Origin of the sequence: Chryseobacterium sp. Mn2064, assembly GCF_049319685.1 — a bacterium.
Taxonomy (GTDB): domain Bacteria; phylum Bacteroidota; class Bacteroidia; order Flavobacteriales; family Weeksellaceae; genus Chryseobacterium.
The window spans coordinates 552,081-572,413 of sequence record NZ_JBMOUE010000003.1; the positions used below are offsets into that span (position 1 = coordinate 552,081).

The following is a 20,333-nucleotide window of genomic DNA, read 5'->3' on the forward strand; positions in this document are numbered from 1 at the left end:
TTTTAAATTAAAGATTGTTCTAATTAAAAGATTTAATTTATTCTTCCAATCTTACGTCTAATCCAAGACCTTGTAACTCGTGAAGTAATACGTTGAATGATTCTGGAATACCTGGTTCAGGCATAGATTCACCTTTTGCAATAGCTTCATAAGTTTTTGCTCTACCAATCACGTCATCCGACTTCACAGTCAAGATCTCTCTTAGGATGTTTGATGCACCGAATGCTTCAAGTGCCCAAACCTCCATCTCTCCGAATCTCTGACCTCCGAACTGAGCTTTACCTCCTAACGGCTGCTGAGTAATCAATGAGTAAGGACCAATAGAACGAGCGTGCATTTTATCATCAACCATGTGACCTAGTTTCAACATATAGATGATACCTACTGTAGCTGCCTGAGTAAATCTTTCTCCGGTACCACCATCATAAAGGTGAGTGTGACCGAATTTAGGAAGACCTGCTTTCTCAGTATACTCAGTAATTTGGTCAAGGCTAGCTCCGTCGAAGATTGGTGTAGCGAACTTCATTCCTAATTTTTGACCAGCCCATCCAAGAACTGTTTCATAAATCTGACCGATGTTCATACGAGAAGGTACCCCAAGTGGATTCAATACGATATCTACTGGTGTTCCGTCCTCAAGGAATGGCATATCTTCTTCACGAACGATTCTCGAAACGATACCTTTGTTACCGTGACGTCCTGCCATTTTATCTCCTACATTCAGTTTACGTTTCTTAGCGATGTAAACTTTAGCTAGTTTCATGATCCCTGCTGGAAGCTCATCTCCGATTGAAATTGCGAATTTCTCACGGTTTTTAACTCCCTGGATGTCGTTATATTTGATTTTGTAATTGTGAATCAATTGTTTGATCAATTCATTCTTATCAGCGTCTACTGTCCAGTCTGCACCGCTAACGTTTACATAATCTTCAACTGAAGTTAATAACTTGTGAGTAAACTTCACCCCTTTACCGATGATTTCTTCGTCAAGGTCGTTTTGTACTCCCTGAGAAGTTTTACCGCTTACAAGGGTATTTAATTTTTCAATTAACGTGTTTCTCAACTCGTCAAACTTAGCTTTGTAAGTGTTTTCAATCTCTTCAAGTCTAAGTTTCTCTTCAGTTCTTTTCTTTTTGTCTTTAATGTTTCTAGAGAACAATTTCTTGTTGATAACAACTCCTCTTAATGAAGAGTCAGCTTTCAATGATGCATCTTTCACATCACCAGCTTTATCACCGAAGATTGCTCTAAGAAGTTTTTCTTCAGGAGTCGGGTCAGATTCACCTTTTGGAGTAATTTTACCAATCATGATATCTCCAGGCTTCACTTCAGCACCGATTCTGATCATACCGTTCTCGTCAAGATCTTTAGTAGCTTCTTCAGATACGTTTGGAATATCTGCTGTAAGCTCTTCCATACCTAATTTGGTATCACGAACTTCTAGAGAATATTCATCTACGTGGATTGAAGTAAACCAGTCTTCACGTACAACTTTTTCGTTGATTACGATTGCATCCTCGAAGTTGTACCCTTTCCAAGGCATGAACGCTACTACTAAGTTTCTACCAAGAGCCAATTCTCCTTTTTCAGTAGCATAACCGTCGCAAAGTACCTGTCCTTTTTCCACTACATCACCTACTCTTACGTTTGGTCTTAGGGTAATCGTTGTACTCTGGTTAGTTTTTCTAAACTTAGTAAGTTTGTATGTTTTAGTAGCAGACTCGAATTGTACTAAATCTTCGTCTTCGCTTCTTTCATATTTAATAACGATTCTGTCAGCATCTACGTACTCTACAGTACCTGTACCTTCAGCATTAATTAAGATTCTTGAGTCTCTTGCAACTTGTTGCTCAAGCCCTGTACCAACGATTGGAGCCTGTGGCTTCAATAGAGGAACGGCCTGACGCATCATGTTAGATCCCATCAATGCACGGTTCGCATCATCATGCTCCAAGAAAGGAATTAATGAAGCGGAAATACCAGAGATCTGGTTTGGTGCAACATCGATAAGGTTAACCTGAGCTGGTTCAACTACTGGGTAGTCACCATCTAGTCTTGCAATAATTCTGTCTGTTAAGAAATCACCATTATCGCTCAACTCAACGTTTGCCTGAGCAATTACTTTGTCTTCTTCGTCTTCTGCATTTAAGTAGATAGGATCTGCATTCAATTCAATCTTACCATCTTCTACTTTTCTGTACGGAGTTTCGATGAAACCTAGTCTGTTGATTTTTGCATAAATACCTAAAGATGAAATCAATCCAATGTTTGGTCCTTCCGGAGTTTCAATCGGACAAATTCTTCCGTAGTGAGTATGGTGAACGTCTCGAACCTCGAAACCTGCTCTTTCTCTTGATAAACCACCAGGCCCTAGTGCAGATAATCTTCTCTTGTGAGTGATCTCTGAAAGCGGGTTTGTTTGGTCCATGAACTGAGAAAGCTGGTTGGTACCAAAGAATGAGTTGATTACAGATGTTAATGTCTTCGCATTTACAAGGTCAAGTGGAGTAAAGATTTCGTTATCTCTAACGTTCATTCTTTCCTTGATTGTTCTTGCAATTCTTGAAAGACCTACTCCGAACTGTCCTGCTAATTGCTCACCAACAGTTTTAATTCTTCTGTTTGATAAGTGGTCAATATCATCAACATCAGTTTTAGAATTTACCAACTCGATCAAGTGTCTTACAATGGCAATAATATCTTCTTTTGTAAGAACTTCAGTGGTAGTTGGGATGTTTAGACTTAATTTTTTATTTAGTCTGTAACGTCCTACTTCACCTAAAGAGTATCTCTGCTCAGAGAAGAATAATTTTTCAATGATTCCTCTTGCAGTTTCCTCATCTGGTGGATCTGCGTTTCTTAACTGACGATAGATGTATTCTACTGCTTCTTTCTCAGAGTTCGTAGGGTCTTTTTGTAATGTATTCTGGATAATAGAGAATTCATTACTGTTTTCTTTGTGGATCAAGATTGATTTCACACCAGCATCCAGGATAAGATCTAAATGTTCTTTCTCAAGGATCGTCTCTCTATCCAAGATGATTTCGTTTCTTTCGATAGAAACTACTTCACCCGTATCTTCGTCTACGAAGTCTTCGAACCAAGTGTTCAATACTCTCGCAGCCAATGTTCTCCCTTCCACTTTTTTAAGGGCGGCTTTAGAAACTTTCACTTCTTCAGCAAGGTCGAAGATCTGAAGGATATCCTTGTCAGATTCGTAACCGATAGCTCTTAATAAAGTTGTTAATGGTAACTTTTTCTTACGGTCGATATACGCGTACATTACGCTGTTGATATCAGTTGTAAATTCCATCCAAGATCCTTTGAAAGGGATAATTCTTGAATAGTAAAGTTTGGTTCCGTTAGCGTGGTAAGTCTGTCCGAAGAATACACCAGGTGAACGGTGAAGCTGCGTAACAATAACTCTTTCTGCACCATTGATGATGAAAGAACCACTTGGTGTCATGTAAGGAACCGGACCTAAGTATACATCCTGAACCACAGTTTGGAAATCTTCGTGTTCCGGGTCAGTACAGTACAGTTTAAGTCTTGCTTTTAGAGGCACTGAATAAGTAAGTCCTCTTTCCACACACTCGTCGATTGAATAACGTGGAGAATCTACCAGATAGTCTAAGAATTCTAATACGAATTGGTTTCTTGAATCCGTAATTGGGAAATTCTCTTGGAAAGTCTTGTAAAGAGCTTCTGTCTTTCTGGCTTCAGGAAGTGTATCAAGCTGGAAAAATTCTCTGAAAGACTCGATTTGGATGTCCAAAAAGTCTGGAGTGATGATTTTTCCTTTCGCTGATGAGAAATTAATTCTCGGATTTCCTTGAGTTGTTGATTTTGTTTTACTCATAAAACTTTTAAGAAAGGGTTAAAAAATATTTTGATTCATTAAAAAATATCAGGAGAGAAAAAGAGAAAAAGAGTCTTAAAAAAAGAAAAAGTAAAGAAAATTTTGGCGCAATTATCGATCTTTGTTCTTTATTCTATGATCTTTAGGTCTTTGATCTGATTCCTAACTGCAACACTGGTATATCTTTTCACAGCGTAATGCAAAATATTTTTATTACTTTTGAGGCAGTTATTACCCGAAACATCTATAAACACAAAATCCCCTCCATGTTTTTACACAATGAAAGAGTTGATTTTCAGTATTTTATAGGTTTACAAACAATTTTTCGCGCCAAAAGAAGGGCAAAGATACAAAAACTTATCCACAATAACAAACAAATCCTCTCATTTTGAGTAGATTAAAAATGAAAGGCTTAACTGAAAAACAGCAGATTCCTCATCACTACTCATTTTTCAACAGTTACATTCCTATTTATTTCTTATTAAAGTTATTGCAAATAGATACCTACTCCCACACCTTTACTTTTTAATAGTAAAGAAATTTCAATTCGGTATTTGCAGTAAAAGTACAAAGCTTAATGTATTACTTTATAATATACAGCATACAAAAAAAGCCCAGGCAAATTGCCCGGGCTCTTATATTTATAATAAAATTGAATTATTTCAATTCTACTTCAGCACCAGCTTCTTCTAATTGCTTCTTAAGAGCTTCAGCTTCGTCTTTAGATACACCAGTTTTGATTGGAGCTGGAGCACCGTCTACGATATCTTTAGCTTCTTTAAGACCAGCACCAGTTAAATCTTTTACTAATTTAACGATAGCTAATTTAGAAGCACCTGCAGACTTAAGAATTACGTCGAATTCAGTCTTTTCTTCAGCAGCTTCACCAGCAGGACCAGCAACTACTACTGCAGCAGCAGCAGGCTCAATTCCGTACTCATCCTTAAGGATAGCAGCTAATTCGTTTACGTCTTTTACAGTTAGGTTTACTAGCGTTTCAGCTAAATTTTTTAAATCTGACATTGTTGTAATGTTTTTGTTGATTATTTATTTAATTTTTTGAGTCAATTTATTCAGCACTTGTTTCTTCAGTGCTTTCTGCAGCAGCTTCTGGAGCTTCAGCAGCAGGAGTTTCTTCTACAGCAGGAGCAGCAACTTCTTCAGTTGTAGCTTCTACAGCTTCAGATTTGTTTTGAAGAGCAGAAACAACTCTTTGGATTGGAGACTGAAGTAATCCGATGATTTCACCGATCATTTCTTCTCTAGACTTGATGTTAGCCAACATATCTAGGTTGTTGTCACCCACATAGAAAGTTTCTTGAACAAAAGCAGACTTTAAAGCTGGCTTCTCTTCTTTCTTTCTAAATCCTTGGATTAATTTTGCAGGAGCGTTTGCCGTTTCAGCAATCATGATCGCTGAGTTACCTTTGAAAGATACAAACATCTCAGAGTAATCTACTCCTTCGATTTGCTCCATTGCTTTTTGTAAAAGGGTATTTTTTACAACTTTTACTTTGATATTTTGTTTGAAAGCTTGTCTTCTGAAGTCAGAAGATTTAGCAGCGTTCAATCCTTCTAGATCTGCTACGTATACTACTTTTGCATCCTGAAGCAAGTCTTTGATCTCTTGTATTGCTACAACTTTTTGGTCTTTTGTCATTGTCTTAAGGATTATTATTAGTTAACAGATTTAGTATCAATTGCAATACCTGGGCTCATTGTAGAAGACAAATAAATGCTCTTCACATAAGTTCCTTTAGCAGCAGTTGGCTTCATTTTGATCAATGTAGAGATCAATTCCTGCGCGTTTTCTTTGATTTTAGCAGCATCGAAAGATACTTTACCAATACCAGCGTGGATGATACCATACTTGTCTACTTTGAAATCAATTTTACCTGCTTTCACTTCAGTTACTGCTTTACCAATTTCCATTGTTACAGTTCCTGATTTAGGGTTAGGCATTAAACCTCTTGGACCTAATACTCTACCTAATGGACCTAATTTACCCATTACAGCTGGCATAGTAACGATAACGTCAACATCTGTCCAACCTTCTTTGATTTTTTGTAAATATTCGTCAAGACCTACATAGTCAGCACCAGCAGCTTTAGCTTCTGCTTCTTTATCTGGAGTTACAAGAGCTAATACTTTAACATCTTTACCAGTACCGTGAGGAAGAGATACAACACCTCTTACCATTTGGTTTGCTTTTCTAGGGTCTACTCCTAATCTTACAGCGATATCTACTGAAGCATCAAACTTTGTAGTGTTCACTTCTTTTACAAGAGCTGAACCTTCTTCAAGGTTATAGATTCTTCCTTTTTCTACTTTGCTTAAAGCTTCCTTTTGCTTTTTAGTCAATTTTGCCATTTCTAATAGTTTTAAGCGTTAAAAGTTGGTTTAGTTCCTGTTACTCTTAATCCCATAGATCTAGCAGTACCTGCTACCATAGAAACTGCAGAATCCATTGTAAAGCAGTTAAGGTCAGTCATTTTGTCCTCAGCGATTTTCTTCACTTGATCCCAAGATACAGAACCTACTTTGTTTCTGTTTGGTTCACCAGAACCACCCTTGATTTTAGCCGCATCCATTAACTGGATTGCTGCAGGAGGAGTTTTAATTACGAATTCAAAAGATTTGTCTTCGTATACTGTAATTACTACAGGTAAAACTTGTCCTGGCTTATCTTGAGTTCTTCCGTTAAATTGCTTACAAAACTCCATGATGTTCACACCTGCAGAACCCAATGCTGGACCTACTGGTGGAGAAGGGTTAGCAGCGCCACCTTTCACCTGAAGCTTTACCATTTTAAAGACTTTCTTAGCCATTGTTTGTTTTTTAAATTTGAATAATTAATGAGTTTGGAAGCATTTATTATTCAGTAGGTTATGCACTCACATAACAATAAACCTACTTTTTGGACTGCAAAAGTATAAAATATTTTTGAAACTACAAACGGATATTGCTGATTTTTAAAAAGTTTAAAAGAAATAATTGAAATCCAAAGGTCTTATCTCTATTTTTAAAACTTCTTCTCCTTTCACTTCCAGCTTGGCTGAACCGCTGCTATAAAGTCTTTCTCAAAAAACATATACTTTTCGAAACTATAAAATTCACAATTTATTAAAAAACAACATTTTAAAATCAAATTGCCAAAAAAGTATAATTATTATATAACTCTGGCACAAGTAGTTAATATATAATAAAAGAAGAACCTTTTGAGTTCTTCTTTTATTTTGTCTAATATATAAGCAATCTAGTATTAAAATCCAGATGGTTTTGTAATCGTCTGCGTAGAACCATCAGTTCCACCAAGATTTGCTGTTACATCACTTATGTTCTGTTTGGTGATCAATCTTTTGTACGCCATCAGATAAAGATCAACTGTAAAATTATTATAACTTCTTGATGGTGGATTTGTATTAGCGGCCACTATTCTACTGTCTGTAAATCTTGCTCTGATATGCCATGTTCCGTTACTTTTGAAAGCAACTACATCAGGAGAACCTTGTTTGTTATCATTAACTCCGTTATCTCCATAATCAAGCATGACATTGGTTGTATTATCATTAAGTTTAAAAGAATAATTATGTAATACAACAAGGAAATTGTTGGCATCAATCTTAGTATCATAATCTGAAATACCAGTACCAGGCACTCCCGTAAGTGAAACTTTAAGATAATTGAAAAGTCCGCTGCTTTCTAAATTTGGATCATACAGCTGAAGAGCATTCTGCGATGTAGCCAGAAAACTTCCTCCGGTCATTGTAGGTTCGCCAGGGTTTCTAAGATACAAAGCATTGGTATGGGTTTTTCCATTAACGTCAAGGGTTTCGGTAGGGTTCGCAGTATTGATTCCTACTTTTCCTTTCTGGGCGTTCATCAATATTCCCAGAAATAGGATTATGGTAATATAAATTTTTCTTTTCATAGTTTTGTTATTGAAGCCCTAAAGGCGTGTTAGTAGATACTCCAGAATATCCAGGGGATGCTGAAGCTGAAACTGATCCATTGAAAGTTCCCCAATCTTTTACCAATGATTTTTCAAATACATTTAAAGTAAATGTCCAGGTTCCGTTTTGTGCCGAAGCTGTTCCGGCTCCTTTAAAGCTCAAATTGATGGCATGAAAATTTTTCCCGGATTTCACTACCTGAGTAACTTCGGTAGAATAGGAACCAAAAGATTTTGGATTTGTGGATGTATTTACACCTGGTACCGCTTCTGAAAAAACAGCCCCGGTAATAGCCACAACATATTTGCTAGCATCCAATCCTGTATCGAGGTTGACAACTTCGTCTTCTTTAACGTTTTTCAAAACGACATTATAGATATTAACAGGCGCAACATTACGAAGTGAAATATCCAATAATTTAACTTTACCTACAGGCGAACTGTCTTTAGAACGGGTAAGAAGAAGATAATTTCCGCCAGCTTTTGTGTTTTCAGTATCGATAAGGTAAGATTCCACAAGAGTTTCTCCTACCACATCAAGAGTCCCTTTAGGTGTTGTGGTATTAATACCGACCTGAGCATTTATATGCAAAGAGGCAAATCCTATAAAGAGTGTTGCAATAATTTTTTTCATAAAGTATTTGGTTTTTTACTGAATTAATGGAGCTGAAGCAGCACCTGTGCCAGTGCTATTAAGGTTTTGTGTAGTGGTAAATTCTTTAGCATATGATCGGTCAAAAACCAATAAATTCAGGGTCCATACTCCGGTAGGAAATGACGAGTCCGGTGCAAAACCTTGGTAATCGGCCTTTACTTTCCATGTTCCACCTGAAGAATAGGCAAAGATTTGAGGTACCGGTGTAAGCCAGTCAGCAGAAAAGGTTCTTGTGGGCTGAGTAAACCCAAAAGAAGAAATAACTACTAAAAATTTCTGAGAGTTGATCTTCGTATCAAACTGATTCACCCAATCTTTATCTGAAGGATCACAGGTAATTTTAAACTGAATCAGGTTAATTGGAGCCGGTGAATTGGGTACGAAAGTGTCGTTGTAAGCTGTAATCTTATTTTCCGGTGCAGGAGATTTAATGATAAAGGTATAGTTTTCATTAGTTCCCAATTTTTCCATCGGTTGTTTGAAAACCATTCCGGAAGTTTTCATGGTACCATTCACCGTAAGTTCCTTTTCAGGATTGGGAGTATTGATACCAACCTGAGCATTAGCCAAGAAGGCAACACCCACCAACAGGGTTGTCGAAATAATTTTTGTCATTAGATTGTGTGTTTATTTTACTATATTATTTTAACCTATGCATTTGTTTTCTTATTTATATAAATACAGAGGTGTGCCCACTTTTAATGTGCGCTTAATAAGAAAAAAATAAATTTTTATGGATTAATCGAAACGTAATTTGCAAGAAGCATGCCACTTATAGAACAAATTACAAAACAAAAGGGAATTTCGGAAGAAAAACAGAAAACTATCCTTTGAAAGAACTAATCTCATTCATATTTTCATCTACTATAAATTACCTAAAAAAAATAATTAAAAACTCTGTTTCAAAAAGTAACAGAATTTAGGAACAAATTTCATCTTCAATTTGTTTCATTGTACAAAATAAAAAAGACCGTTATTTCTAACAGTCTTTTATAATTTATATAAGTAATTTTATACTTTTTCTACTTGCATGTAGCTTAGTTCCATTGGAGTCTTTCTACCGAAGATCAATACAGAAACTTCAATTTTCTTTTTGTCTTCAAGAATTTTCTCAACTGTACCATTGAATCCGTTGAAAGGTCCATCGATTACTTTCACGTTTTCACCTACTACATATGGAATCTCAACATCGCTTGCGAATTCTGAAAGTTCATCCATTCTTCCAAGCATTCTGTTCACTTCAGATTTTCTCATTGGAACAGGATCTCCACCTTTTGTTAAACTTAAGAAAGATATAACTCCAGGGATGTTTTTGATAACGTGAGGAATTTCCCCCATCAGATCAGCTTCGATCATTAAGTATCCAGGGTAGTAAGGTCTTTCTTTAGGAACTTTTTTACCGTTTCTAATCTGAATAACCTTTTCCATAGGAATAACCACTTGAGTAACATACTGTTCAAACCCTAAACGTTTGATTTCTGTCTCAATATAGTTTTTCACTTTATTTTCCTGTCCGCTGATAGCTTTCAGCACATACCATTTCAATTCGCTCATTATGGGAAAATACTTTTATAATTAATTGAACAAGTTGATTAGCATTCCTATGATGTTGCTGATGGATTTTGAAAATAATTCATCAACTCCAAAAGTGAATAATGCCAGAATTACTGTCGCAACAGTTACTACAATAGTAGATGACTGAAGGTCAGCCCACTTTGGCCATTCAACTTTATGTCTGAATTCGTTATAAGAACCTTTTAAAAAATCGACAAATGAACTCATAATTTATATTTGCACGGGCACAAGGATTCGAACCCTGATCAACGGTTTTGGAGACCGGTATCCTACCATTGGACGATGCCCGTAGATTAAAAAGCTCCGTAAAGAAGTTCCTTACGGAAGCTTTTTATATTTTAAGATGATTAATCTAAGATTTCAGTAACCTGACCTGAACCAACTGTTCTACCTCCTTCTCTGATCGCGAATCTAAGACCCTCGTTAAGAGCGATTGGTTGTAACAATTCTACAGTGATCTCTAAGTTATCACCAGGCATTACCATTTCTACACCTTCTGGTAAGAAGATCTCACCTGTAACGTCAGTAGTTCTTACGTAGAACTGAGGACGGTACTTGTTGTGGAATGGAGTGTGACGTCCACCTTCTTCCTTAGAAAGGATATAAACAGAAGCTTTGAATTTTTTGTGTGGCTTCACAGAGTCTTTCTTAGCGATAACCATACCTCTCTTGATGTCAGTTTTTTCAATACCTCTCAACAATAGACCTACGTTATCTCCAGCTTCACCTCTGTCTAGGATTTTTCTGAACATCTCAACTCCTGTAATAGTAGAAGTTAATTTTTCTTCACCCATACCAACGATATCAACTGGATCTCCAGTGTTGATAACACCAGCCTCGATTCTACCAGTTGCTACAGTACCTCTACCTGTAATAGAGAATACGTCTTCGATTGGCATCAAGAATGGCTTCTCAGTATCTCTTACTGGCTCGTCGATCCACTCATCAACAGCATCCATAAGAGCTTCAACAGTTTTGAACCACTTATCTTCTGAGTCACCGTTAGTAGCTGCAGTAAGTGCTCCAAGAGCTGAACCTTGAATTACTGGAGAGTTATCTCCATCAAAGTCATAAGTAGCTAATAGATCTCTAAGTTCCATTTCAACAAGCTCTAACAATTCTGGATCATCCACCATGTCAACTTTGTTCATGAAAACAACGATCTTAGGTACGTTTACCTGACGGCAAAGTAGTATATGTTCTCTAGTCTGAGGCATTGGACCATCAGTTGCAGCACATACAACGATTGCTCCATCCATCTGAGCAGCACCAGTTACCATGTTCTTAACATAGTCGGCGTGACCTGGACAGTCAACGTGAGCATAGTGTCTTTTTACAGTTTCGTACTCGATGTGAGCAGTATTGATAGTGATCCCTCTTTCTTTTTCTTCTGGAGCAGAGTCAATCGCAGAGAAGTCTTTTTTCTCAGCAAGACCTTTGCTAGCTAATACAGCAGAAATAGCAGCTGTAAGAGTTGTTTTACCATGGTCAACGTGACCAATAGTACCAATGTTCAAGTGTGGTTTGTTACGATTAAACGTTTCCTTTGCCATGATTTAAAATTATTTATTTATTGTTTTTCAAATTTTCGGTGTGCAAATATAATGAATTTTTAAATACCAAAAACTTTTTATTCAAAAAACTTTCAATATTATCATCCAGTGAAGGACAAACCTTATATTTCAACGTATTGAGACTGCAAATTTACACATTTTTCCCGATTGAAAAAAACTTTCTAAAACCTTTTATGAAAAAGCCTGAAATACAGAATATTCCAGGCTCAATTAATATATAAAATGAAAGATAATTATATCGAACGAAGCTTTTTGGTCCTATTAAATATCCAGAAAATGATAGGAAAAATAAGCAACGTAAGAACAGTTGCAGTAATCAGTCCACCAATAATAACAATGGCGAGAGGTTTTTGAGATTCTGAACCAATTCCTGTAGACAAAGCTGCCGGCATAAGCCCAATAGAAGCCATTAAAGCAGTCATAATCACCGGTCGGGTTCTGGATTTGACCCCATTTAATATCGCGGTGTCTATATCCATCCCATCTTTTGCATTCTGATGAAACTCTGTGATAAGGATCACTCCGTTCTGAATACAGATTCCCAAGAGAGCAATCATTCCTACTCCGGCAGAAATACCAAAATTGATTCCAGTAACGTGAAGTGCTATAATTCCTCCAATTAATGCAAAAGGAACATTAGCCAACACTAATAATGAATCTTTAATGTTACCAAAGAGAATGAACAACAGGAAGAAGATCATCAGAATACTTACCGGAACTACCTGTGCCAATCTATGCGAAGCACGCTGTTGATTCTCAAACTGACCTGTCCATCCTACAGAATATCCATCAGGAAAATCTATAGTGGCCACTTTTTTCTGAGCATCTGCAATGGTCCCCCCTAAATCACGGTCGCGAATTGAGAATTTTACCCCGATATATCTTTTAATATTATCTCGGTATATGAATGCAGCTCCATTGTCTTTAACAATATTGCTGATTTCTTTCAAAGGAATTTTAGCACCATCCTGTGTAGGAACCATTAGAGAAGCAATATCGTTTTCATCGGTTCTGTATTCCTGAGAATAACGAAGACGGATTGGAAATTTTCTTTCTCCATCAAACATTTCTGAAGCAGTCTTTCCTCCAAAAGCCATTTCCAGTACCGCCTGTGCATCAGCAGGCATTACTCCGTATGCAGCCATTTTATCTCTGTCTAATACGACACTTACTTCCGGTTGACCAATATTTTTGATGATTCCGGGATCTTTCACACCGTCTACATCTTTAATTTTGGCCAACACTTCATGAGCAAGTTTATCCAGTGTTTCTAGGTTGTCACCATAAATCTTGATTCCGTTTTCAGCTTTAAAACCTGCAACCGCTTCTGCTACGTTATCCGAAATTGGTTGTGAATAGTTGAACGTAATTCCTTGGTAGCTTCTCAATTTCTTGTCTATCTCATTGATAAGCTCATCATAGGTGATCTTACGTTTCCATTCTTCTCTTGGTTTAAGGTTAACGGCAAACTGTACAAATCCGAATCCGTTCGGGTCTGTTCCATCATTACTTCTTCCCGTCTGTGCAAGAACGTCTGTCACCTCAGAAAAGCTCATAATATCTTTTTTCAGGAGATCGGCAGTTTTCAGGGATTCTTTTAACGATGAACTCATCGGCATTTCTGCGGTGATCCAAAGTGAACCTTCATTCAGCTGTGGCAAAAATTCTGTTCCAAGAAATTTACCGGAAAATAATGTCACTGCAAGAAAAGAGATGGCTACAATCATACTCGTTTTCTTATGTTTGAAGGTTGCATTGAACCCTTTTAAAACGATTCTGTCCCAGAAATTAACAAATGGATTATTTTTTTCTCTTACATTTTTATTTAAAAGGATATGGGAAAGAACGGGAACCAGTGTCAATGTAAAGATTAACGCTCCCATTAATGCAAATCCGAGGGTAAATGCTAAAGGAGAAAACATTTTTCCTTCCACCTTCTGAAAAGAGAAAATCGGAATAAGAGAGGTAATGATGATCAGCTTTGAAAAGAAGATCGCTTTTCCTAAACCTGTACCGGTTTGTTTAATCCAGCCTCCTTTTGCAAGCTTGTTGAATTTCTCTGTTCCATATTTGTGGGCTTTATGATCGAGCATTACGAACAGTCCTTCCACCATGACGACGGCTCCATCGATGATGATTCCAAAGTCTACAGCTCCTAGTGAAAGCAGGTTGGCACTCATTCCAGCCAGTTTTAAACATAAGAATGCAAAAAGCAAGGATAAAGGAATGATGATAGAAACAATAAGCGTTGTTCTCCAGTCTGCCATGAAGATCAATACAATAACCGTTACCAGGACGATCCCTTCAATAAGGTTATGCATTACGGTATGAGTTGTGAAGTCCATCAGGTTATCTCTGTCATAGAAAGTAACCATTTTCACATCTTTCGGAAGGATTTTTTCGTTCAACTCTTTGATTTTGGCTTTTACCCCTACCAAAACTTCTCTTGGGTTTTCTCCTTTTCTCATTACAACAATTCCTTCTACAGTATCGTCATGATTATTAAGAGCGGCCTGCCCTACTCTAGGCATAGAGCTTTCGTGAACTTCTGCAACATTTTTCACCAACACCGGGTTTCCGCTGTCATTCTGAATGGTAATATTACCGATATCCCCTATCGATTTCACCAAACCGATTCCTCTTACTACATAGGCCTGTCCATTTTTTTCGATAACATCACCCCCTACATTAAGATTACTTTTTGTAACGGCATCGTACACCTGAAGCGGAGTAAGATTATATTTATCTAAAGCTCTCGGATCGATGCTCAGCTCGAATACCTTGTCCTGTCCTCCGAAAACGTTGATATCAGCAACTCCGGGAACACCTCTCAAAGCACGGTCAATCACCCAGTTTTGCAGAGTAAGCAGGGTTCGGGAATCTTTTGTTTTACTTTCCAGAGTGTATCGGAAAATTTCTCCGGTTGGCCCGTAGGGTGGCTGTACTTCTGGGTCTACTTCATCAGGAAGGTTAATGGTTCTTAATTGGTTATTGACCTGATTTCTGGCAAAAGTATCGTCCACCCCATCGTCAAACAGAATTTTAACAATGGAAAGACCGAACATCGTGGTACTTCTCACACTTGTTTTTTTCTGAACCGGGCTCATCGCCAATTCAATGGGGGTAGTAACAAAACGTTCTACTTCTTCTGCACTACGCCCATTCCATTGAGTAATGATTACAATCTGGGTATTGGTAACATCCGGGAATGCTTCAATAGGCATATTCTTAAAGCTTATGAAGCCTGAAATCGCCAGAATCGCCACCCAGATAAAGGTAAATGCTTTATTTTTTAATGAAAAAGCGATTATATTTTTTATAAATTTATTCATGATAGATAAATTGATGACCTAAAAAACCCATTGAAGGAAAACCTTAAACGTTTCTTTTAGTGGTTGAATAAAAAATTAACTGTTCAGTGAACGGTATATCAGCAACTGATTATTAGTAATCACTTCTTCACCTTCTTTCAGACCGTCGGCAATGTAAGTGACGTCACCTACCTGCTTCAGTACTTTAATTTCTCTAACCTTCACATCTGTTCTGGATTTGAAAATCACGACGAAACTTTTGTTATCATCAAAAATCACAGATTTAGAAGGAACAGTAAGCATTGTATTATTTTCTAAGCTGGAAACTTTGATGGTTGCCTTACTATCTGGTATCAGCAATCCGTTGGCATTATCCAGCACTACTCTAGCCTGCATGGCGTTGGTTTGCGGATCAATGATTTTAAATATTTTATCAATTTTACCATCAAAAACCTTATCAGGGTAAGAAAGTGTGGAAACCTGAGCTTTCATCCCAAGGCTGATCTTATCAATATCAGACTCGTTTACGTTCATGATCGCCCAAACGTTGGTTGTATTGGCGACATCAAAAATATTATCACTTCGGTCACTTCTTAGCTGCATATCTTTATTGATGCTTTTCTGAACAATATATCCGTTGATTGGAGCTACAACACTATAAATATTTCCTTTATTTACATTATAAACCGTACTTACGGCCGTTGCTCTCTGCAATTGGTCTTCTGCTTTTTGCAGCTGGCTTTTTGCTTCCAGAACGTCTCTTTCAGTATTCAGCTTTCCTTCGTACATTTCTTTGGCAACGCGCAGATTATTTTTAGCTACTACCAAATCTGTTTTAGCATCGCTTACATCTTTTTGAATTTCTGCCAACTCGGTACTTCTGATAGTTGCCAGAACCTGCCCTTTTCTTACGTAATCTCCCAATTCCACATTTACACTCAATACATTTCCTCCTACAAGCGGATAAACGTCTATGTAACTATTTTTATCGGCGGATATTTTCCCGTAGAAACTGTATTCATCTTCTATGTTCTTTTTCTCAACTTTTGCTAAAGAAATAGAATTCAGCATTGTATTGCTAAGCTCAAAACCTTTTTTAGCAGGATTTGGTTTTTCTTCCTCTTTTTTGGAACAGGCCATTAATGATAAGATCATCAATACTGGAATAATATATGTTTTCATCGTTATTAATAGAAGATTTTAGTTTGTACTAGTTGATTAAGCTGTTCTGCTGACTGCATGATTTCATTCTTCATATCATAAATTTGAAGTGCAGTTTCTCTGTAGCTATCCATAAAGTCTGTAAACTCAATAAGGTTTACGTTGCCTTTTCTGAAATTGGTAAGCATTCCGTTGTATACCAGATCCATATTCTGTAAATCTGTGGTTTTTATATCCAGCAACTGGTCGTATTGGGCTTTCCAAGCTTTGTAAGCAGCCTGTACTTTTGTTTCAAGAGTTAATTTTTGAAAATCTGCGTTTTTTTGATTCTGCTGGATAGCGTAGTTTGCTTTTTCTACATTTCCCTGGTTTACTCTCCAAAGTGGTAAAGGAATTCCTAAAGTCAAATTGGCTTCATTATTAAAAGTTCCACCTGCCTGATCCCAAGCTGCTCCTACATTAAGATCCGGAACATTGAGTGATTTCTGCCACTGTGCATACAGCTTACTATTGTCTATCAGCTTTAAATTGTAGCGATAATCTGCATTATTTTCTAACGCTTTATTTTTCAATTCTTCTGCATCACCAAAAGGCTGAGCTGCTAAAGATTCTTTGGCTTCGGCTTCTGATATTTGAGGATCTATATCATCGGTGACCCCTGTCAGCACTTTTAAATTCTGTTCAAAATCGAGAATATTTTTATTGATCTCAAGTTTATCGTGGTTCAGCTGAATTACCAGACTCTGCAATCTCACAGCATCTTTTAGCGATACGTTTCCTTTGGCAGATTGTACACGATAAGCACTTAGAAGATCATTCATATATCCTAACTGCTTATTGGTGTTTTCCAGTTTCAGTTTTTCATAGTAAAGATTAAAATAAGCGGATCGAAGCTGGGATCTTAAGTCAACAAGCAATTGAGAAAACTGCAACTGCGCCAATTCTTTGTTTGATTTGGCAAAAGCAATTTCGTTTTTCTTTTTGCCACCCATGTAAATAAGTTGAGTAATTCCCGCTCCTTTTGAATGTCCAACATCAAAAAACTTTTTTCCTCCAGGGTTGTAAGCATTGAACTGACCGCTCAGTTGTGGCAATTCCCAGATTTTGGCCTGCAGGATATCCGCATCAGCCATATTGATGTTGTATTGTTCGGCGAGCAGCTGGAGATTGTTCTTCTGGAATGCTTCTTCACAATCCAAAAGAGACATTTGCTGTTGTGCCGCCATGAATGAGGAAACGGCTAGGCACACCACTGCAATTCTGTTCATTATTTTTTCTTTTTAAATTACAAAATTGCTTTGATGCGATTAAAAGAAACTTAAATGAGCCTTAAAAAAATATTAAAATCTCCTTAAATAGGCGGTTTCAGCAGATTTTCCCTAAGAAAAAAGCAAAAATTATTCTCCAATTATTGAATTTAGGAGCAAAAATTAATCAAAAGTTTAACAAAAAATTAGGATTAATTCCCTTGGAAAAGGTTGTGATTGAAAAATTATTTCTTGAAAATAATGGTAAACTGATTCATAAGGTCTGCAGGTGAAGAGTACATGATATCTGCATCGTGATATTCCAGGATTCTTTTCACAATTCGAAGTCCCAGTCCGGAACCGGCAATATTTTGCGAATTGTTTCCTCTTGTAAAGGCTTCGAATAGTTTTATCTGTTCTTCTTCGGAAATTGTATTACCATGAGAAATGACATCAACAGACAAATTATCTGCCGTTTCAGTAATGAGAACCTTCACTTCAGTATCATCAGAATAAACGGCTGCGTTTTTAAAAAGATTGATGAAAACAATCACCAACAGCGATTGAATTCCTTTGATGGTCAGAAAAGCATTCTCTGAAATATCTTCACTAATCAAAAAGTCCAGCTTAAGTTCCGGATAGCTTTTCTCCACTCCTTCAAAAGCTTCGAAAATAACTTCATCGATTCTCACCTCTTCATAAATCGACTGAATATTTTCTTTATCAAATTTCGTAAGAAGCAACAACGAGTTGGTTAAATCTGACAATTGGTATACATCTCTCTGAATCTGCTGTAATGAAGATAATGTTTTGGGGGAATGCTCTTCAAATTTAATGAGATTTTCAAGCTGAAAAGCCATCCTGGTAATAGGAGTTCGAATTTCATGAGAAGCACTTGCTGTAAAATCCTTCTGAGACTGGAAAACATCATCCAATCTTCCTATCATGGTATTAAAAGATTTAGCAAGAACGCTAATCTCATCATTGGACTGCTGAACCGGAATTTGTGTAGTAAGTTTGTGCGCCGTAACTTCTGAAATTTCTTTATTCAAATCTTCCAAAGGGCGGAGAAATTTTTCTACAAAGTAATAACTGAAAAAACCTATAAGAAGCGTACTCATTGCATAAGCTGCAATTAATAAATATTTAAGATAGCCAAGTTTTGATTTACCATTGGTATCAAAGGCGCTGGTAAGAATATAGTAGTTTTCCCCATTGATATTTCTAAGCGCAGCATAAATTTCGGGAACCGTTTTCTCTGTATAAATAATCTTTTTCCTGTCAAGTTCCTTAAGCATTGCACTATCCCAGGTTACATTCCGGTCTTTGATAGTACTGTAGATAAGCTCTTTCTTTTCATTAAAGATCAAAATCTTTTCGTTCAAAAGAATATTATCTGAGTTTTCATTAAAAAATACAGGAGCTTCTTCTTCAAAATCTTTAGACTTGGAAATAAAATGAGTAGTAAATTCCAGCCTTTGCCTGAATCTCTCTTTAAACTCATCTCTTCTAAAATCATTAAAAGATAGATAAATGACTGCCATCACCATTCCAAAAAGTAATGAAAAGGCGATACTGATCGTTAAAGCTATCTTTCTTTTTAAAGACATTTATAAAGGACTTAGGTAATATCCGAACCCGGAGCGTGTATGGATAAGTTTTATTTTAAAATCTTTATCAATCTTTTTTCTTAGGAAATTGATATAAACTTCTACAGTGTTGGTATTCGTGTTAAAATTATGTTCCCAAACGTGTTCCGTGATCTGCTGTTTAGATACAGTTCTCCCCTGCGCTTCGGCAAGATAAACCAACAACTGGAACTCTTTCAAGGTAAGAGTAATTTCAGTTCCACCACGATATACTTTCTGCTCGGTTTTATTGATGATAAGATCATCTACTCTTAAAATATCCTGATCGGAAGAGTCTGATGGGGCTTTCCTCCTCAAAAGGGAGTTCATTCTCAAAAGCAATTCTTCAAACTGGAAAGGCTTTACCAAATAATCATCAGCAAGACGAGTAAAGGCATCTTTCTTATCCGAAATATCTCCATAGGCCGAAATAATAATGATCGGAGTATTTTTATCGAATGAACGGATCGTCTGGCAAACATCCAGTCCGTTTATCTTAGGAACATTGATGTCGAGCAAATACAGATCGTAAGTATTATTTTTAATCTGGCGGAGGAAAGTTTCTCCGTCATATATTTTATCGCAGGTAAAATTATTTGATTCTAAAAATCGGCAAAGTTCTGCGGAAAGAATGAGATCGTCTTCTAATAAAAGAATATTCATCAAAAATTATTTTACACGAATTTAATGAAAATTTTTATGATGACCGTTTTAAAAAGTGAAGGAATCTCATCTTATATTTTTTTAAATATAAACATCTGTTTCACAAATTTTGTAAGACGTATTCTGTTTTAAATGGAAAAGGAGAAATTCTGGTACATCCCACAAAGTTGCAGAACAATTCTGATCACAAACGATTCAGTCAAAATTGAGAATGTTAAAATATAAGCAAAAAAAATCCCGAAAGAAATTCGGGAAAAACGAGAGCCAACTACGGGACTTGAACCCGTGACCTCTTCCTTACCAAGGAAGCACTCTACCGCTGAGCTAAGTCGGCATTAACTAAAAAAATCACACTGAGTAGCGTGATTTTTTTGAGCGGAAGACGGGGGTCGAACCCGCGACATTCAGCTTGGAAGGCTGACGCTCTACCAACTGAGCTACTTCCGCAATTTTGTTTCCAAAACCATTGGTAAACGCTGTGCAAAACTAAGAAAATTAATTCAAACCTGCAACTTTTTTTTCTAATATAAAATGTGGGGAGAGCAGGATTCGAACCTACGAAGCCGAAGCAACTGAGTTACAGTCAGTCCCATTTAGCCACTCTGGAATCTCCCCAGATATTTATATTAAATGAGCCTCCAGAGGGATTCGAACCCACGACCCCGAGATTACAAATCACGTGCTCTGGCCAACTGAGCTATGGAGGCA

Annotated in this window: 16 protein-coding genes and 5 tRNA genes; all 21 read right to left on the reverse strand. The window is 37.0% G+C overall.

Annotated features, from left to right (window positions below):
• Positions 1–37: 37 nt before the first annotated feature.
• On the reverse strand, positions 38–3,859 hold the full coding sequence (gene rpoB / locus ACL9RH_RS15045) for a DNA-directed RNA polymerase subunit beta (protein WP_422694183.1): 3,822 nt from the start codon (positions 3,857–3,859) through the stop codon (positions 38–40).
• Between the two features lie 657 nt (positions 3,860–4,516).
• Positions 4,517–4,882, reverse strand: a complete 366-nt coding sequence (gene rplL, locus ACL9RH_RS15050) for a 50S ribosomal protein L7/L12 (protein WP_422694184.1) — start codon at positions 4,880–4,882, stop codon at positions 4,517–4,519.
• Positions 4,883–4,928: 46 nt separating this feature from the next.
• Positions 4,929–5,519 (reverse strand): 50S ribosomal protein L10, encoded by a 591-nt coding sequence (gene rplJ, locus ACL9RH_RS15055; RefSeq protein ID WP_422694185.1) that lies wholly within the window; start codon positions 5,517–5,519, stop codon positions 4,929–4,931.
• Positions 5,520–5,536: 17 nt separating this feature from the next.
• Positions 5,537–6,229 carry a 50S ribosomal protein L1 gene (gene rplA, locus ACL9RH_RS15060; RefSeq protein ID WP_047099699.1) on the reverse strand — a complete coding sequence of 231 codons (693 nt, stop codon included), beginning with the start codon at positions 6,227–6,229 and terminating at the stop codon, positions 5,537–5,539.
• Positions 6,230–6,240: 11 nt separating this feature from the next.
• A complete protein-coding gene (gene rplK / locus ACL9RH_RS15065) occupies positions 6,241–6,687 on the reverse strand; it encodes a 50S ribosomal protein L11 (protein WP_034702033.1) in 447 nt (148 codons plus the stop codon).
• Between the two features lie 434 nt (positions 6,688–7,121).
• Complete coding sequence (locus tag ACL9RH_RS15070; RefSeq protein WP_422694186.1) at positions 7,122–7,790, reverse strand: hypothetical protein; 669 nt, start codon at positions 7,788–7,790, stop codon at positions 7,122–7,124.
• Between the two features lie 7 nt (positions 7,791–7,797).
• Entirely contained in the window at positions 7,798–8,445 is a 648-nt protein-coding gene (locus ACL9RH_RS15075; protein ID WP_422694187.1) for a hypothetical protein, read from the reverse strand.
• A 15-nt stretch (positions 8,446–8,460) separates the two neighbouring features.
• Positions 8,461–9,081: a hypothetical protein gene (locus tag ACL9RH_RS15080; RefSeq protein ID WP_422694188.1), complete on the reverse strand. Its 621-nt coding sequence runs from the start codon at positions 9,079–9,081 to the stop codon at positions 8,461–8,463.
• A gap of 396 nt (positions 9,082–9,477) precedes the next feature.
• Complete coding sequence (gene nusG / locus ACL9RH_RS15085; RefSeq protein ID WP_002976412.1) at positions 9,478–10,020, reverse strand: transcription termination/antitermination protein NusG; 543 nt, start codon at positions 10,018–10,020, stop codon at positions 9,478–9,480.
• Between the two features lie 21 nt (positions 10,021–10,041).
• Positions 10,042–10,248 (reverse strand): preprotein translocase subunit SecE, encoded by a 207-nt coding sequence (secE, locus tag ACL9RH_RS15090; protein ID WP_422694189.1) that lies wholly within the window; start codon positions 10,246–10,248, stop codon positions 10,042–10,044.
• A 12-nt stretch (positions 10,249–10,260) separates the two neighbouring features.
• A tRNA-Trp gene (locus ACL9RH_RS15095) sits at positions 10,261–10,331 on the reverse strand.
• Positions 10,332–10,388: 57 nt separating this feature from the next.
• The gene (gene tuf / locus ACL9RH_RS15100) at positions 10,389–11,594 is read right to left on the reverse strand and encodes an elongation factor Tu (protein WP_291938601.1); all 1,206 of its coding nucleotides are present in this window, start codon (positions 11,592–11,594) and stop codon (positions 10,389–10,391) included.
• Positions 11,595–11,848: 254 nt separating this feature from the next.
• Entirely contained in the window at positions 11,849–14,947 is a 3,099-nt protein-coding gene (locus tag ACL9RH_RS15105; protein WP_422694190.1) for an efflux RND transporter permease subunit, read from the reverse strand.
• A gap of 75 nt (positions 14,948–15,022) precedes the next feature.
• A complete protein-coding gene (locus ACL9RH_RS15110; protein WP_422694192.1) occupies positions 15,023–16,108 on the reverse strand; it encodes an efflux RND transporter periplasmic adaptor subunit in 1,086 nt (361 codons plus the stop codon).
• A gap of 5 nt (positions 16,109–16,113) precedes the next feature.
• Complete coding sequence (locus tag ACL9RH_RS15115) at positions 16,114–17,355, reverse strand: TolC family protein (RefSeq protein ID WP_422694193.1); 1,242 nt, start codon at positions 17,353–17,355, stop codon at positions 16,114–16,116.
• Between the two features lie 224 nt (positions 17,356–17,579).
• On the reverse strand, positions 17,580–18,944 hold the full coding sequence (locus ACL9RH_RS15120; protein WP_422694194.1) for an ATP-binding protein: 1,365 nt from the start codon (positions 18,942–18,944) through the stop codon (positions 17,580–17,582).
• Positions 18,945–19,625 carry a response regulator transcription factor gene (locus ACL9RH_RS15125; protein ID WP_422694195.1) on the reverse strand — a complete coding sequence of 227 codons (681 nt, stop codon included), beginning with the start codon at positions 19,623–19,625 and terminating at the stop codon, positions 18,945–18,947.
• Positions 19,626–19,887: 262 nt separating this feature from the next.
• A tRNA-Thr gene (locus ACL9RH_RS15130) sits at positions 19,888–19,959 on the reverse strand.
• 40 nt (positions 19,960–19,999) lie between these two features.
• Positions 20,000–20,072 (reverse strand) — tRNA-Gly (locus ACL9RH_RS15135).
• An 87-nt stretch (positions 20,073–20,159) separates the two neighbouring features.
• A tRNA-Tyr gene (locus ACL9RH_RS15140) sits at positions 20,160–20,240 on the reverse strand.
• Positions 20,241–20,258: 18 nt separating this feature from the next.
• Positions 20,259–20,332, reverse strand: a tRNA-Thr gene (locus tag ACL9RH_RS15145).
• Between the last annotated feature and the right edge of the window lies 1 nt (position 20,333).

What these genes read in the sequence shown, in the direction of transcription:
- rpoB (WP_422694183.1), bottom strand. Translation starts at nt 3,859, where the DNA reads ATGAGTAAAACAAAATCAACAACTCAAGGAAATCCGAGAATTAATTTC.
- rplL (WP_422694184.1), bottom strand. Translation starts at nt 4,882, where the DNA reads ATGTCAGATTTAAAAAATTTAGCTGAAACGCTAGTAAACCTAACTGTA.
- rplJ (WP_422694185.1), bottom strand. Translation starts at nt 5,519, where the DNA reads ATGACAAAAGACCAAAAAGTTGTAGCAATACAAGAGATCAAAGACTTG.
- rplA (WP_047099699.1), bottom strand. Translation starts at nt 6,229, where the DNA reads ATGGCAAAATTGACTAAAAAGCAAAAGGAAGCTTTAAGCAAAGTAGAA.
- rplK (WP_034702033.1), bottom strand. Translation starts at nt 6,687, where the DNA reads ATGGCTAAGAAAGTCTTTAAAATGGTAAAGCTTCAGGTGAAAGGTGGC.
- ACL9RH_RS15070 (WP_422694186.1), bottom strand. Translation starts at nt 7,790, where the DNA reads ATGAAAAGAAAAATTTATATTACCATAATCCTATTTCTGGGAATATTG.
- ACL9RH_RS15075 (WP_422694187.1), bottom strand. Translation starts at nt 8,445, where the DNA reads ATGAAAAAAATTATTGCAACACTCTTTATAGGATTTGCCTCTTTGCAT.
- ACL9RH_RS15080 (WP_422694188.1), bottom strand. Translation starts at nt 9,081, where the DNA reads ATGACAAAAATTATTTCGACAACCCTGTTGGTGGGTGTTGCCTTCTTG.
- nusG (WP_002976412.1), bottom strand. Translation starts at nt 10,020, where the DNA reads ATGAGCGAATTGAAATGGTATGTGCTGAAAGCTATCAGCGGACAGGAA.
- secE (WP_422694189.1), bottom strand. Translation starts at nt 10,248, where the DNA reads ATGAGTTCATTTGTCGATTTTTTAAAAGGTTCTTATAACGAATTCAGA.
- tuf (WP_291938601.1), bottom strand. Translation starts at nt 11,594, where the DNA reads ATGGCAAAGGAAACGTTTAATCGTAACAAACCACACTTGAACATTGGT.
- ACL9RH_RS15105 (WP_422694190.1), bottom strand. Translation starts at nt 14,947, where the DNA reads ATGAATAAATTTATAAAAAATATAATCGCTTTTTCATTAAAAAATAAA.
- ACL9RH_RS15110 (WP_422694192.1), bottom strand. Translation starts at nt 16,108, where the DNA reads ATGAAAACATATATTATTCCAGTATTGATGATCTTATCATTAATGGCC.
- ACL9RH_RS15115 (WP_422694193.1), bottom strand. Translation starts at nt 17,355, where the DNA reads ATGAACAGAATTGCAGTGGTGTGCCTAGCCGTTTCCTCATTCATGGCG.
- ACL9RH_RS15120 (WP_422694194.1), bottom strand. Translation starts at nt 18,944, where the DNA reads ATGTCTTTAAAAAGAAAGATAGCTTTAACGATCAGTATCGCCTTTTCA.
- ACL9RH_RS15125 (WP_422694195.1), bottom strand. Translation starts at nt 19,625, where the DNA reads ATGAATATTCTTTTATTAGAAGACGATCTCATTCTTTCCGCAGAACTT.